At 72.5% G+C, this 14,514-nt stretch carries 13 protein-coding genes; 9 read left to right on the forward strand and 4 right to left on the reverse strand.

Features of this window, described 5'->3' with window-relative positions; genetic code table 11:
• Positions 1-64 precede the first annotated feature (64 nt).
• Entirely contained in the window at positions 65-1,588 is a 1,524-nt protein-coding gene (locus tag LN037_RS20380) for a long-chain-fatty-acid--CoA ligase (protein WP_230756046.1), read from the reverse strand.
• Positions 1,589-1,771: 183 nt separating this feature from the next.
• Between LN037_RS20380 and LN037_RS20385 the strand changes: the two genes are divergently transcribed.
• Together LN037_RS20385 and LN037_RS20390 are read left to right on the forward strand one after the other, a co-directional pair.
• Positions 1,772-2,914 carry an acyl-CoA dehydrogenase family protein gene (locus LN037_RS20385; protein WP_308286169.1) on the forward strand — a complete coding sequence of 381 codons (1,143 nt, stop codon included), beginning with the start codon at positions 1,772-1,774 and terminating at the stop codon, positions 2,912-2,914.
• Positions 2,915-2,963: 49 nt separating this feature from the next.
• A complete protein-coding gene (locus tag LN037_RS20390) occupies positions 2,964-4,004 on the forward strand; it encodes an LLM class F420-dependent oxidoreductase (protein WP_230756048.1) in 1,041 nt (346 codons plus the stop codon).
• A 66-nt stretch (positions 4,005-4,070) separates the two neighbouring features.
• Here LN037_RS20390 and LN037_RS20395 read toward each other — a convergent pair whose 3' ends face one another.
• Positions 4,071-4,658 carry a TIGR03086 family metal-binding protein gene (locus LN037_RS20395; protein WP_230756050.1) on the reverse strand — a complete coding sequence of 196 codons (588 nt, stop codon included), beginning with the start codon at positions 4,656-4,658 and terminating at the stop codon, positions 4,071-4,073.
• Positions 4,659-4,749: 91 nt separating this feature from the next.
• Between LN037_RS20395 and LN037_RS20400 the strand changes: the two genes are divergently transcribed.
• Positions 4,750-5,619: a helix-turn-helix domain-containing protein gene (locus tag LN037_RS20400; protein ID WP_230756053.1), complete on the forward strand. Its 870-nt coding sequence runs from the start codon at positions 4,750-4,752 to the stop codon at positions 5,617-5,619.
• Positions 5,620-5,623: 4 nt separating this feature from the next.
• Here LN037_RS20400 and LN037_RS20405 read toward each other — a convergent pair whose 3' ends face one another.
• The gene (locus LN037_RS20405) at positions 5,624-6,301 is read right to left on the reverse strand and encodes a TetR/AcrR family transcriptional regulator (protein ID WP_230756055.1); all 678 of its coding nucleotides are present in this window, start codon (positions 6,299-6,301) and stop codon (positions 5,624-5,626) included.
• Between the two features lie 242 nt (positions 6,302-6,543).
• Between LN037_RS20405 and LN037_RS20410 the strand changes: the two genes are divergently transcribed.
• The 5 genes from LN037_RS20410 (at position 6,544) to LN037_RS20430 (ending at position 12,972) form a co-directional block, all read left to right on the forward strand.
• On the forward strand, positions 6,544-7,752 hold the full coding sequence (locus LN037_RS20410) for an acetyl-CoA C-acetyltransferase (RefSeq protein ID WP_230756057.1): 1,209 nt from the start codon (positions 6,544-6,546) through the stop codon (positions 7,750-7,752).
• A 52-nt stretch (positions 7,753-7,804) separates the two neighbouring features.
• A complete protein-coding gene (locus tag LN037_RS20415; RefSeq protein WP_255694589.1) occupies positions 7,805-9,973 on the forward strand; it encodes a 3-hydroxyacyl-CoA dehydrogenase NAD-binding domain-containing protein in 2,169 nt (722 codons plus the stop codon).
• 122 nt (positions 9,974-10,095) lie between these two features.
• Entirely contained in the window at positions 10,096-11,244 is a 1,149-nt protein-coding gene (locus LN037_RS20420; RefSeq protein WP_230756061.1) for a CaiB/BaiF CoA transferase family protein, read from the forward strand.
• A 71-nt stretch (positions 11,245-11,315) separates the two neighbouring features.
• Positions 11,316-12,626: an alpha/beta fold hydrolase gene (locus LN037_RS20425; protein ID WP_230756063.1), complete on the forward strand. Its 1,311-nt coding sequence runs from the start codon at positions 11,316-11,318 to the stop codon at positions 12,624-12,626.
• A gap of 25 nt (positions 12,627-12,651) precedes the next feature.
• Complete coding sequence (locus LN037_RS20430; protein ID WP_230756065.1) at positions 12,652-12,972, forward strand: hypothetical protein; 321 nt, start codon at positions 12,652-12,654, stop codon at positions 12,970-12,972.
• Positions 12,973-13,033: 61 nt separating this feature from the next.
• Here the strand turns inward: LN037_RS20430 and LN037_RS20435 are convergent, their stop codons facing one another.
• A complete protein-coding gene (locus LN037_RS20435) occupies positions 13,034-13,201 on the reverse strand; it encodes a hypothetical protein (RefSeq protein ID WP_230756067.1) in 168 nt (55 codons plus the stop codon).
• 246 nt (positions 13,202-13,447) lie between these two features.
• Between LN037_RS20435 and LN037_RS20440 the strand changes: the two genes are divergently transcribed.
• The gene (locus LN037_RS20440; RefSeq protein ID WP_230756069.1) at positions 13,448-14,446 is read left to right on the forward strand and encodes an aldo/keto reductase family protein; all 999 of its coding nucleotides are present in this window, start codon (positions 13,448-13,450) and stop codon (positions 14,444-14,446) included.
• Positions 14,447-14,514: the final 68 nt, after the last annotated feature.

The following is a 14,514-nucleotide window of genomic DNA, read 5'->3' on the forward strand; positions in this document are numbered from 1 at the left end:
CCAGGAGGGCGCCACGGAAGCGCCCGGGCCGCGCCCGATCGGGGCGACCCGGGCGACGCGGGAGTCAGGAGCCCTGGCCGCCGTACTGCGCGCGCAGGTCCTTCTTGAGGATCTTCCCGGTCGCGTTGCGCGGCAGGGCGTCGACGACGTCGACCGAGCGGGGGCGCTTGAACCCCGCGATCCGCTCCCTGGTCCAGGCCACGAGCTCGTCGGGGTCGATCGACTGGCCCTCGTTCGCGACGACGACGGCCTTGACCTCCTCGCCCCACTTCTCGTGCGGGACGCCGATCACGGCGACGTCCGCGACGGCCGGGTGCTGGGCGACGACGTTCTCCACCTCGATCGGGTACACGTTCTCCGCGCCCGTGACGATCATGTCCTTGATCCGGTCGGTGAGGAACAGGTAGCCCTCGTCGTCGAGGTAGCCGCCGTCGCCGGTGCGCAGCCAGCCGTCGGCGGTGAGCGCCTTCTCGGTCTCCTCCGGACGTCGCCAGTAGCCCGCGGTCACCTGCGCGGAGCGGATGTACACCTCGCCGATCTCGTTCGGCCCGACCGCCTGCTCGTCGACGACGACCTTGAGCTCGACCCACGGGTAGGCCTTGCCGGCCGAGCGCATGAGGTGGGCGCGCGGGCCGTCCGGGTCGTGGTCCTCGGGGTCGAGCTGGGTGATGGCGCCGGTGGTCTCGGTGGCGCCGTAGACCTGGAAGAGCGGGGCCTTGAACGTCTCGAGCACCCGGTTCAGCACCGCACCGGTGATCGGGGAGGCCCCGTAGGCCACGGCGCGCAGGCGCGACCAGTCGCGGTCGGCCGCCCCCGGCACCGCACACAGCATCTGCAGCACCGCGGGGACGAGGAAGGCGTTCGAGACGCGCTCGCGCTCCATGGTGTCGAGCAGCTGGTCGGGGACGATGTCGGCGACGAGCACCGTGCGCGCCCCGAACGCGAGACAGACGAGGGCGAAGCCCGACCCGCCGATGTGGAACAGCGGCATCGCACACAGCCCGACCGAGTCGTCGTCGAAGCCCCAGTGCCCGCCGACCGAGAGCAGCGCCGCGAAGTTGCGGTGGGAGAGCAGCACGCCCTTGGCCCGCCCGGTGGTGCCCGAGGTGTAGAGCTGCAGCACCGCGTCGTCGTCGGTCGCGTCCGACGACGGCTCCACGCGCTCGGTCAGGCCGTCCACCCAGCCCTCGTAGTCCTCGCCGACGACGAGAACCTTCCGGTCACCGAGCTTCTCCCGCAGCCCCGCGAACTCCGGACCGAGCACGACGAGCCCCGCCTCGGCGTCCTCCGTGAGGTCGATCAGCTCGGCCGGGGTGAGCCGCAGGTTCAGCGGCGCGACGGCGGCGCGCACCGCGGCGGCGCCGAAGAGGAGCTCGAAGAAGGGGATCGCGTTCTTGCCGATCCACACCACGCGGCCGCCCTCGCCGAGACCGAGGTCGCGCAGGCCGCCCGCGACCCGGGCGGACCGCTCCTCGAGCTCGGCGTAGGTGAGGCGGTCGTCGCCGGCGGCCAGGGCGACCCGGTCGCCGTGCTCCCGGGCGTGGTCCCGGACGACGTCGGTCAGGCGGAACGGGGCGGACGCGGTCACGTCGTCTCCTCGAGCGGGGGGAAGCGGACGAAACGGGTGTCCGGTGACTGCCGACACACCGCGAGGCGGCACGCTAGCCGGACGCGCGGAGAGCAGGGAAGGACACGTAGGAGTCAGGCTTGACTGTTACCGGTCGGTCCGTCCACGCTGTGGGTGGCTGTCCGCCCTGAGAGGAGCTTGCTCGTGGAGCGCACGATCTTCACCGACGAACACCACGCGTTCCGGGAGATGGTGCGCGACTTCCTGGAGAAGGAGGTCGCGCCCCACCACGAGGAGTGGGAGGCCCAGGGGCACGTCAGCCGCGAGGTGTGGCTGCAGGCCGGCAAGACCGGCCTGCTCGGCCTCGACGTCCCGGAGCGCTTCGGCGGTGGCGGCTCCGACGACCTGACGTTCCTGTGGATCCTCTCCGAGGAGATCGCCCGCGGCGGCTTCTCCGGCCTCGGCTTCCCGCTCGCCAACGACGTCGTCACGCCCTACCTCACCGAGCTGACCACCGAGGAGCAGAAGGAGCGCTGGCTGCCGCGCTTCTGCTCCGGCGAGATGATCACCGCGATCGCGATGACCGAGCCGGGCACCGGCTCCGACCTGCAGGGCATCCAGACCCGCGCGGTCCGCGACGGCGACGAGTGGGTCATCAACGGCGCGAAGACCTTCATCACCAACGGCATCATGTCCGACCTGGTGATCGTGGTCGCGAAGACCGACCCCGACGCCGGGTCGAAGGGCTTCTCGCTGATCGCGGTCGAGCGCGACACCCCCGGGTTCGAGCGGGGCCGCAACCTCGACAAGATCGGCATGAAGGCGCAGGACACCGCGGAGCTGTCGTTCACCGACTGCCGCGTGCCCGCCGGCAACCTCATCGGTGAGGAGGGGCAGGGCTTCATCTACCTGATGCAGAACCTGCCCCGCGAGCGGCTCTCGATCGCCATCGCCTCGACCGCCGGCGCCGAGAAGGTCCTCGAGGACACGATCGCGTACGTCAAGGAGCGCACCGCGTTCGGTCGCCCGATCGCCTCGCTGCAGAACACGCGCTTCGTCGTCGCCGAGCTGACCACCAAGCTCGCCGTCACCCGCGCCTTCGTCGACCGGTGCATCACCGAGCTGAACGCGAAGAAGCTCGGGCCGGCCGAGGCCTCGATGGCCAAGTACTGGGCGTCGGAGACCGCCAAGGAGGTCATCGACCGGTGCCTCCAGCTGCACGGCGGCTACGGCTACATGCGGGAGTACCCGGTGGCCAAGGCGTTCCTGGACAACCGCGTCCAGACGATCTACGGCGGGACCACCGAGATCATGAAGGAGATCATCGGGCGGATCACCCTCGCCTGACGGGTCAGCCCCGACCGTTTCTCTCTCCAGCACCGGGAAGGACACTGCAGTGAAGATCGGGATGAGCCTCGCCTACAGCGGCGAGGGGTTCCGCGAGACCGTCGACCAGCTCGTCGAGCTGGAGAAGGCGGGCCTCGACGCGGTCGCGGTCCGCGAGGCGTACACCTTCGACGCCATCAGCCAGATCGGCTACATCGCGGCCCGCACCGAGAACCTCGAGCTCGCCAGCGGGATCATCCAGATCTACACCCGCACGCCGTCGCTCACCGCGATGACGGCGGCCGGGCTGGACTACGTGTCGAACGGGCGGTTCACGCTCGGGATCGGCGCCAGCGGCCCGCAGGTCATCGAGGGCTTCCACGGCATCAAGTACGACGCCCCGCTGGGCCGGACCCGCGAGATCGTCGACATCTGTCGGCAGGTCTGGCGCCGGGAGAAGGTCCAGTACTCGGGGAAGTACTACGAGGTGCCGCTGGCCCCGGAGAAGGGCACCGGCCTGGGCAAGCCGCTCAAGCTGATCAACCACCCGGTGCGCGCGGACATCCCGATCCTGCTCGCCGCGCTCGGACCGAAGAACGTGCAGCTCGCCGCGGAGCTCGTGCAGGTGTGGGAGCCGCTGTTCTTCCACCCCGGCAAGGCGCACGAGGTGTGGGGCGAGTCCCTCGCGGCCGGGAAGGCGAAGCGGGCGCCCGAGCTCGGGGAGCTGGGCATCTCGACCGCGGTCGGCCTGGCGATCGGGTCGGGCGCGGGCGCGATGCTCGACCGGGTGAAGCCGACCGTCGCGCTGTACGTCGGCGGCATGGGCGCGAAGGACAAGAACTTCTACAACCAGCTCATGCAGCGCTACGGCTACCTCGACGAGGCGGAGGAGATCCAGAACCTCTACCTCGCCGGCAAGAAGGACGAGGCGGCCGCGGCGGTGCCCGACGAGCTGGTGCACGCGATCTCGCTGGTGGGCACCGAGGACGAGGTCGCCACGCAGCTCAAGCAGTTCGCCGAGGCCGGGGTCACGCAGCTCAACATCATGCCGCTCGACCCCTCGCACGAGGCCGTGAAGTCGCAGCTGGAGACGCTCAAGTCGCTGGTGTAGCGGCCTCACCTCCGTGGCAGGAAAGCGTCGTTGCTGTCATCCGATGACAGCAACGACGCTTTCCTGTCACCGGGAAGGCCCTGAGGCCGACCAGCGCGGGTCCCGGCCGGACACGGCGACCAGCCGGTCCAGCGCGGGGGCGTCGTCGGGGACCAGGACGCGCGGCGCGAACGGTTTCCCCTCGCCCTGGTAGTCGTCGGTGAGCATCATCGGCGCGAAGGCGAGCGAGGCCTCGAGCCCCTGCTCGTCGGGGGACCACGGCCGGCCGAGCGCCACCGCCAGGTCCCACCCGTGCACCTGGTACTCCCAGAGGATCATCGACAGCGCCATGTCGCCGGGCATGGCCGCCTCGCCCAGGGACAGCGGGCGGTCCGCCGCACCGCCCGCGAGCGCCTCGTCGAGGGTCGCCGCCGCCGCGCGGATCGCCTCGGCGCGGTCGCCGTCGACGCTCGTCGGGCCTGCGGGGGCCTGCCCGTCCGGATCGGCGTAGCCGGCCGCGAAGGTCGTCGACCACCCGACGACGTGGTCGGTCAGCGCCGTGACGTCGAAGTCGGTGCACGGGGTCGGGGCGTGCCACCGGTCGCCGTCGATGCCGTCGACGAGGGCGGCCAGGTCGGTGAGCACGGCGTGCAGCTGCTTCCGGGTGTCGGTCATGGGCACCAGCCTGGCCGGGGCACCCGCCGTCGGGATTGAACTTCCGCGACATCCCGGGCGGCGGACCGACGGGGCGGTGGACACTGGCGCGATGACCGGCCCGGCCCCCGTGGACCGCGACAGCCGCGGCATCCTCGACCCCTGGCTGCTGCAGCAGCGGGTGTCGTTCACCCGCCACGCCGTGCCGCCCGGCCTGCACGGGATCGTCGACTTCGTGTGGGCCGTCCGCTGGGTGCTGCCGCCCGGCGGCAACCACCGCCAGGAGGTCCTCCCGCACCCGTCGTTGAACGTCACGGTCGGCACCCCGGACGCCCGCACCGGCCGGACGGCCCCGGAGGCCGTGCTCAACGGCGTGTTCCTCGACCTGATCGACCGCGAGCTCGCCGGGACCGGGTGGACCGTCGCGGCGAAGTCCACGGTCGGCGGGTTCGGGGCGCTCGTCGACGACGTCTCGACCCTGCGCGATCGCGTCGTCGAGGTGGACGTCGTCCCCGGACTCGAGGGGTCGACGCTGCTCGCGGGCATGGGAGCCGACTCCGACGACGCCACGGTCGCCGAGCCGGCGCGCGTCGCCGTGCTCGTCGAGGCCCTGGAGGGTGCACTCGCGCGGGCCGCCCCGGGCCGGATCGAGCAGGCCCGTGAGGTGGCCGCGGTCGCGCGCATCGCCGAGACCGACCGCGAGGTGCGCCGCCTCGAGGACCTGGCGACCCGCTCCGGGATCGGCGCCCGGAGCCTGCAGCGGTCGTTCGCCCGCTGCGCCGGGGTGTCGCCGACCTGGGTGCTGCGCCGCTACCGGTTGCTGGAGGCCGCGGAGGCGGTGCGGGACGGGGCCCGGGTCCGCTGGCCGGAGGTCGCCGCGGCCCTGGGCTACGCCGACCAGGCCCACCTCGTCCGGGACTTCCGGGCGGCGCTCGGCCGCACCCCCGAGGCCTACGCGCGAGCGGTGCGCCGGGTCCGCTGAGGGATCAGAGCAGCAGGGCCCGGCAGAGCTGCTTCCACTGGGCGACGTGCGGGTCGGTGGCCGCCTCGCGGGGGTCGAAGCCGTAGGTCAACGCGACGCCGCGCATGCTCGTGAGCAGCATCTCCCGCACCATCGGGTAGTGCTCGTGGTCGGCGTACGCCGCGAACACGGCGTCGAGGGTCTGTCGGATGGCGGCGCCGAGCCGGCGCTCGGCGGGCAGGAGCGCCGCGGCCAGCGCCGGGTCGGTCCGGGCCGCGGTCCACAGCTCCACCGAGGCCCAGAAGTAGGGCTGCTGGTAGGTGACCCACATCTCGTCGACGACGCGGTCGAGCCGCCCGACCGGGTCGACCGCGGGGTCGGGCAGGACCGCGGCGGCGAGCCCGTCGGCCGCGAAGCGGGTGGCCGCGAGGTGCTGCGCGGCGGCGACCAGCAGCGTCTCCTTGGACGGGAAGTGGTGCAGCAGCCGCCCGCGGGACACCCCGGCCCGGGCCTGGATGGTCAGCGTGGTCGTGCCGGTGTAGCCCGACTCGACCAGGCACGCGACCGCGGCGTCGAGGATGCGCACCCGGCTGTCGGAGGTCCGCTGCTCGCGGGAGCGACGTGCGGTGGCGCCGAGACGGGGGCCGGTCTCGGCGGCCCCGGACGTCGACGGTGCGGCACTCGCCCCGTTCCCTGCAGCCATGCGGTCCTCCCCTCGGCGACGCGGCAGCGACAGATCGTCGCCGACCGTACGCCTGACGGTCAACGTTGACCGTCAGTGCGGCGTGGCCGGGCCGGTCGACACGGAGGCCCCCTCCCCCGCAGCCCTACCGGTCGGTAACGTCACCGGGCACCCCGTTGACACCGGCCACAAACAGTCCATCATGACTGTCAGGAGCACGGAGCGACGCCCGGTGCTCGACGCCGTACGAAGGGACTCCACCCGTGACCGAGGCATTCATCTACGACGCCATCCGCACGCCGCGCGGACGGGGCAAGGCGACCGGGTCCCTGCACTCGGTGAAGCCCGTCTCGCTCGTGGTCGGCCTGCTCGACGAGCTCAAGGCGCGCAACCCCGAGATGGACGTCGAGCAGATCGAGGACGTCGTCCTCGGCTGCGTCTCCCCGGTCGGCGACCAGGGCGGCGACATCGCCCGCACCGCCACCATCGCCGCCGGTTACCCCGACACCACGGGCGGCGTGCAGCTCAACCGCTTCTGCGCCTCCGGCCTCGAGGCCGTGAACCAGGTCGCGCAGCGCGTCGCCTCCGGCTGGGAGGACCTCCTCATCGGCGGCGGCGTCGAATCGATGTCGCGCGTGCCGATGGCCTCCGACGGCGGCCCGTGGGCCATGGACCCGGAGACCAACCTCAAGACCGGCTTCGCCCCGCAGGGCATCGGCGCCGACCTGATCGCCACCCTCGAGGGCTTCTCCCGCGAGGACGTCGACGCGTACGCGCTGGAGTCGCAGACCCGCGCCGCGAAGTCCTGGGCCGACGGCGCCTTCGACCGGTCGATCGTGCCCGTCAAGGACCGCAACGGCCTGACGATCCTCGACCACGACGAGCACATGCGTGAGACGACGATGGAGGGCCTCGCGGGCCTCAAGCCGTCGTTCGCCGGCATCGGCGAGATGGGCGGCTTCGACGCCGTCGCGCTGCAGAAGTACCACTGGGTCGAGCAGATCAACCATGTCCACCACGGCGGCAACTCGTCGGGCATCGTCGACGGTGCCGCCCTGGTGCTCGTCGGCTCCGAGGCCGCCGGCAAGAAGAACGGCCTGACCCCGCGGGCCCGCGTCGTCGCCACCGCCGTCTCCGGCGCCGACCCGACGATCATGCTCACCGGCCCGACGCCCGCCTGCCACAAGGTGCTCGCGAAGGCCGGGCTCACGGTCGACGACATCGACCTGCTCGAGATCAACGAGGCCTTCGCCGCCGTGCCGATGAAGCTCATGAAGGACCTCGGCTTCCCGCACGAGCGCACCAACGTCATGGGCGGCGCCATCGCGCTGGGCCACCCGCTCGGCGCCACCGGCGCGATGATCATGGGGACGATGGTCGACGAGCTCGAGCGCCGCGACCTGCGCCGCGCCCTCGTCACGCTGTGCATCGGCGGCGGCATGGGCGTCGCCACCATCATCGAGCGCGTCTGAGCCCGCCCCACCACCTCGTAGCGAAGGAGCACGAAGAGCAGTGAGCGACAACATGTTCCGGTGGGAGCAGGACGGCGACGGCATCGTCACGCTGACGATGGACGACCCCGACTCGTCGGCGAACACCATGAACGCCCGGTTCGGCACCGACCTCGAGGCGACCCTCGGCCGTCTCGAGGCCGAGAAGGACTCGATCACGGGCGTCGTGCTGACCAGCGCGAAGAAGACCTTCTTCGCCGGCGGCAACCTCGAGGACCTGCGCAGCTACGGTCCGTCGGAGGCCCAGAAGGCCTACGACCAGTCGCAGGCCATCAAGACCGCGCTGCGCCGCCTCGAGACCTTCGGCCGGCCGGTCGTCGCCGCCATCAACGGCGCGGCGCTCGGCGGCGGGCTGGAGATCGCGCTGGCCACCCACCACCGCATCGCCCTGGACGCCAAGGGCTCCAAGATCGGGCTCCCCGAGGTCACCCTGGGCCTGCTGCCCGGCGGCGGCGGCGTGGTCCGCACCGTGCGGCTGCTCGGGATCGCCGACGCCCTGCTGCAGGTCCTGCTGCAGGGCCAGCAGCGCAACCCGAGGGCGGCGCAGGAGGCGGGCCTCGTCGACGAGGTCGTCGACAGCCCCGAGGAGCTGATCACCAAGGCCAAGGAGTGGCTGAAGGCCAACCCCGAGGCCGTGCAGCCCTGGGACGTCAAGGGCTACAAGATCCCCGGCGGCACGCCGTCGGTGCCGAAGTTCGCCGCCAACCTCCCCGCGTTCCCGGCCAACCTGCGCAAGCAGCTCAAGAACGCCCCGATGCCGGCGCCGTACAACATCATGTGCGCCGCGGTGGAGGGCTCGCAGGTCGACATCGACAACGCCGCCAAGATCGAGTCGCGCTACTTCGCCGACCTCGTCGTCGGGCAGGTCTCGACGAACATGATCAACGCGTTCTTCTTCGACCTGCAGTCGATCAACAAGGGCGGCTCCCGGCCCGACGGCTACGAGAAGTACACCGCGCAGAAGGTCGTCGTCCTCGGCGCCGGGATGATGGGCGCGGGCATCGCCTACTCGTGCGCCGTCGCGGGCATCGAGGTCGTCCTCAAGGACGTCTCGCTCGCCAACGCCGAGAAGGGCAAGGACTACTCGAAGAAGATCCTCGACAAGGCGGTCTCCCGGGGCAAGCAGACCCAGGAGAAGGCCGACGCGATCCTCGCCCGGATCACGCCGACCGAGAAGCCCGAGGACGCGCAGGGCGCCGACCTCGTGATCGAGGCCGTCTTCGAGAGCCCCGACCTCAAGAAGAAGGTCTTCGCCGAGATCTACCCGTACCTCGCCCCGGACGCGGTGCTCGGCTCGAACACCTCGACGCTGCCCATCACCGACCTCGCCACCGGCGTGGAGCGGCCCGAGGACTTCGTCGGCCTGCACTTCTTCTCGCCGGTCGACAAGATGCCGCTGCTGGAGATCATCTCCGGCGAGAAGACCTCCGACGCCACCCTGGCGAAGGCCGTCGACATCGCCCTGCAGATCCGCAAGACCCCGATCGTCGTCTCCGACTCGCGCGGGTTCTTCACCAGCCGCGTCATCGGCACGTTCATCAACGAGGCCGTCGCCATGCTCGGCGAGGGCGCGGCGCCGGCGGCCATCGAGCAGGCCGGGTCGCAGGCGGGCTACCCCGCGCCGCCGCTGCAGCTGATGGACGAGCTGACCCTCACGCTGCCGCAGCACATCCGCGAGGAGACCCGCAAGGGCGTCGAGGCCGCGGGCGGCACCTGGGTGGGCCACCCCTCGGACGCGATCGTCGACCGGATGGTCGAGCTCGGCCGCAAGGGCCGCTCCTCGGGCGCCGGCTTCTACGAGTACGACGAGGCCGGCAAGCGGACCCGCCTGTGGACAGGACTCGCCGATGAATTTCATGGCGCGACGGACTCGGACGGCCTGCCGTTCGAGGACATGAAGGAGCGGATGCTCTTCGCCGAGGCCCTCGAGACCGTGAAGTGCTTCGACGAGGGCGTGCTGCACACCGTCGCCGACGCCAACATCGGCTCGATCATGGGCATCGGCTTCCCGGCGTGGACCGGTGGCGTGGCGCAGTACATCGACGGCTACCCGGGCGGCCTGCCCGGCTTCGTCGAGCGGGCACGCATCCTCGCCAAGGGCTATGGCGACCGGTTCCTCCCGCCGGCGTCGCTGGTCGAGAAGGCGGAGAAGGGCCAGAACTTCCGCGACTCGATCGGCTGATCGGCCCAGCACCACCCTGAGCGAACGGCACTCTCGCGCACATAGATGCTGCGAGGGTGCCGTTCGTTCGTTCCGGGGCGGAACACTTCCGGTCAGCGCTGACTGTCACTAGGGTGCACGCCATGGGTGTCCTGGACGGCGTGAAGGTGATCGAGGTGGCCGGCATCGGCCCGGGCCCGTTCGCGGCGATGCTGCTCGCCGACCTCGGGGCCGACGTGCTCCGTGTCGACCGCACCAAGGCCGGCGGTCTGAAGCTCGGCGACCCCGCGAAGGACGTGCTCAACCGCAGCCGGCGCTCCGTCGCCCTCGACCTGAAGTCCCCCGAGGCCGTCGAGGTGCTGCTCGACCTCGTGGCGGAGGCCGACGTGCTGCTCGAGGGCTTCCGCCCCGGCGTGGCGGAGCGCCTCGGCATCGGGCCGGACGTCTGCCACGAGCGCAACCCGCGCCTGGTCTACGGCCGGATGACCGGCTGGGGTCAGGACGGTCCGCAGGCGCAGCGCGCCGGCCACGACCTGACCTACCTCGCGACGGCGGGCGTGGTCGGGCACGTCGAGGGCCCCGACGGCTCCCCGGGCATCCCGATGAACCTCGTCGGGGACTTCGGCGGCGGCGGCATGCTGCTCGCGGTCGGCGTGCTCGGGGCACTCGTCGAGCGGGGCACCAGCGGGCGGGGCCAGGTCGTCGACGCCGCGATCGTCGACGGCGGCGCCCTGCAGATGGCCATGATCTACGGGATGCGCGCGCAGGGCCTCTGGCCGGGCGGTCGCGGGCGGAACCTGCTCGACGGCGGCGCCCCGTTCTACGAGACCTACCGCTGCGCGGACGGGAAGTACGTCGCGGTCGGCGCGATCGAGCCGCAGTTCTACGCCGCGCTGATGTCCGGGCTGGGGCTCGACGGCGAGGACATCGCGACGAACCAGTGGGACATCTCCCGCTGGCCCGAGTTCACCGCGCGGCTCGCCGAGGTGTTCGCGGGTCGCAGCCGCGACGAGTGGGCCGCCGACCTCGAGCCGACCGAGGCCTGCGTCGCGGCGGTCCTGGAGATGGAGGAGGCCGCGGAGCACCCGCACATCGCGGCCCGCGGCACGATCACCGAGGCGTTCGGGGTGCGCCAGCCCGCCCCGGCCCCCCGCTTCGACCGCACCCCCAGCGCCGCGCCGACGCCCCCGCCGGTGCCCGGCCAGCACACGGTCGAGGCGCTCACCGGGTGGGGCCTCGACGCCGACCGCGTGGAGAAGCTGCTCGCGGCCGGGGTGGTCGCCCAGGCCTGATCCGTCTCGTCGGGCGTGATCCGTCAGGGGGATGGCACGATCACCGCGACGACGGCGACGGGGGGACGGACGTGATCGGTCCGAGGACGTTCGCGCGGGCCCTGACGAACGTCCGGGACCGGGTGATCGAGGGTCCCCTCGCCGACCTGCGGCGGATGCCGCGGGTCGCGATCGACACCGGCCCGGCCGACCCGGACGCGTGGGCGGTCGGGCGGGCGCACGGGCTCGCCCGCTCGGGCCAGGTCAGCACCTATCGCTACGCCGTCCACCCCACCGCGCGTCTGCGGGGCGCCCCCGTACTGCTGGTGTCACCGCTCGGGGCCTGCGGGGTGGCGTTCGACCTGCGGCGCGGGTGCAGCCTCGTCGAGCACCTCGTCGGCGAGGGGCGCCACGTCCACCAGGTCGACGACGAGGACCTGGTCGGCCACGACGCCCCGGTCGCGGCGTCCCCGGCCGACCTCGCCCGCTGGGTGGAGGACATCCTCCCGCACGTCGTCCGCACCGTCTCCGCGCATCACGACGGCGCCCCGGTGCACGTCGTCGGGTGGTCGATCGGTGGTCTGGCGACGCTGCTCGCCGCCGCCGACGACCCGGCCCTGCCGATCGCCTCGGTGACCGCGATCGCGACGCCGTTCGCCCTCGACCAGGTGCCCGAGCGGGTCCCGGTCCGCCCGCTCGCGCTGGCCGCCGGCGGGCCGGTGCTCGCCACCACCCAGACCCTGCTCGGGCTGCTGCCCACCCTGCCTGGCATCCCGCCGGCGCTGTCGGTCGCCTCGGTCGGCACGTTCCTCACCACCCCGCTCACCGTGCTCTCGCACCTGGCCGACCGGGACTTCCTCGCCCAGCTCGAGGCCATCGACGACGTGCGGGCCGTCGTCGGCGCGCAGGCCGGCCTCGTCGGGTCGTCCTTCCACGCGATGGTCGACGGGCGGGAGCTCGCCGCCGGGCGGGTCCACGTCGCGGGGCACGAGATCGACCTCGGCGCGCTCGCACGGCCCGTGCTGCTCGTGGCCGGGGAGGACGACACCGTGGTCCCGCCCCGCTCGGTCCGGGCGGGCTCCACCGTGCTGGCCTCCGCGGACGCGTCGTTGATGACCGCCCCGGGCGGACACCTCGGTGTCCTGTGCGGTCGGGCGTCGCGAGACCGGCTCTGGCCCGCGCTGTGCGCCTTCCTCGACCGCCACGACCCGCCCGCGCCGATCGAGTCCGGCCTGCCGTCGACCCGGCCGCGTCGGGCCTCCCGACGTCCGCTGCCCGCCGTCGGGAAGACCACGGGCACCCCGGAGTCGAGCCCGGATCCCGCCCCCGCACCGGCCGCGCGAGCGGGGCGACGGCCTCGGCCCGCGCCGAAGCGGGCGACGCGCACCCGCGGCCGGGACTGACGACGACTCGTCTACGCTCGCGATCGTGGTCACCCTCCGCGAGGCCCGTCGCGACATGGGCTGGTCGCAGACCGCGGCGGTGGCCCGGCTCCGGGCGCTCGCCGAGGCCGGCCGGGTGGACGTGGCCTCGGCCGCGAGCCTGAAGACCCAGCTGTCCCGCTGGGAGAACGGCACCGTGCCCGAGGAGCCCTACCGCACCCTGCTCGCCGAGCTCTACGGGCGGGACCTCGCCGACCTCGGCATCGACGTCACCCCGCACTGGGAGCGCAACCACGAGCTGCCCGGGCTGCTCGTGGAGATCCGCGACGAGCTGCGGGCGATCCGGGAGCTGCTGGAGAAGGGCTGAGACGCCGGACGCCCGCCCGGACCGGGAGGTCCGGACGGGCGTCCGTGGGCGGTGCGTGCGCTCAGGAGCGGGGACGCTCGACGGAGTGCAGCGGCGGGTAGTCCTCGTCGTCGGAGGCGAGCAGCAGGCTCAGCGCTCCGACCGACAGCGTGCCGAGGGCGAGGACGGCCTCGGAGGTGAGGTCCAGGACGTCGGCCAGTGGTCGTAGCGGGGCGGTCAACAGGGTCACGCCTCGGTGCCTCCTGCACGGATCGGGGGTGGTCGGCGGGCGTGGCAGTGGCCGCCGCGGACACACCCCATCGTGTCGGACAGGGCCCGTCCTGGCCAGACCGGCCGGACAGAGTTCACACCCGTGTTTCAGAACGTTGCGACGAACGGGCTCTTGCGTGCGACGGATGGCCCCGAACGTCCGTTCGGCGGTAACCCACGGCTTCCGGACGGCGCCCGAGGCGGTCCGGCTCGTAGGGTCGCCGTCGTGCGCTTCCGCAAGCTGGGATCCAGCGACCTGCAGGTGTCCGAGATCTCCCTCGGCTCCTGGCTGACCTATTCCGGCGGGGTCGAGGCCGACGCCACCGCCGCCTGCACCCGCGCCGCCTTCGACGCCGGCATCACCTTCTTCGACACCGCCAACGTGTACGGCCGCGGCGCCGCCGAGACCGCCTGGGGCGACATCCTCGCCGACTACCGCCGCGACGAGTACGTGCTCGCGACGAAGGTCTACTTCCCGATGTCGGACTCCGACTCCGGCCTCTCGCCCGCGCAGATCGCGAAGCAGATCGACGCCTCGCTGCAGCGTCTGCGCACCGACCACGTCGACCTCTACCAGTGCCACCGGTTCGACTCCCGGGTGCCGATCGAGGACACGATGGAGGCGCTCGCCGAGGTCGTGCGCGCCGGCAAGGCCCGCTACCTCGGGTTCAGCGAGTGGACCCCGGACCAGATCCGCGCCGGGCTCGAGGCCGCGCCGGACGACGTCACCTTCGTCTCCTCGCAGCCGCAGTACTCGATGCTGTGGCGCTCGCCGGAGGACGGGGTCTTCCAGACCTGCGCCGAGCACGACATCTCCCAGATCGTCTGGTCACCGCTCGCCGAGGGCGTCCTCACCGGGAAGTACCGGCCCGGCGAGGAGGTCCCGGTCGACTCGCGCGCGGCGTCCGACGAGATGAACGGCTTCATCAAGCAGAAGCTCACCGACCGCACGCTGGAGGCGGTGCAGCGGCTGCGCCCGGTCGCCGACGGCGCGGGCCTGTCGATGGCCGAGCTCGCCCTGGCGTGGGTGCTGCGCCGGCCCGAGCTCGCGTCGGCCATCATCGGCGCCTCGCGGCCCGAGCAGGTGCACGCGAACGCGAAGGCGGCCGGGATCGAGCTCTCCGCCGACACCCTCGCGGCCGTCGACGAGGCCCTCGGCGACGTGCCCGTGACGACGCTGCAGCTCGGTCCGGGCGCGTCCGCGGACATCACGCACCGGTCCTGACGTCCCCGCCGCCCTCGCGGCTCGCCACCCCCTTTGGCAGGAAAGCGTCGTTGCTGTCACGGCGTGAC

The sequence above is a fragment of the Actinomycetospora soli genome (assembly GCF_021026295.1).
Classification (GTDB): domain Bacteria; phylum Actinomycetota; class Actinomycetes; order Mycobacteriales; family Pseudonocardiaceae; genus Actinomycetospora; species Actinomycetospora soli.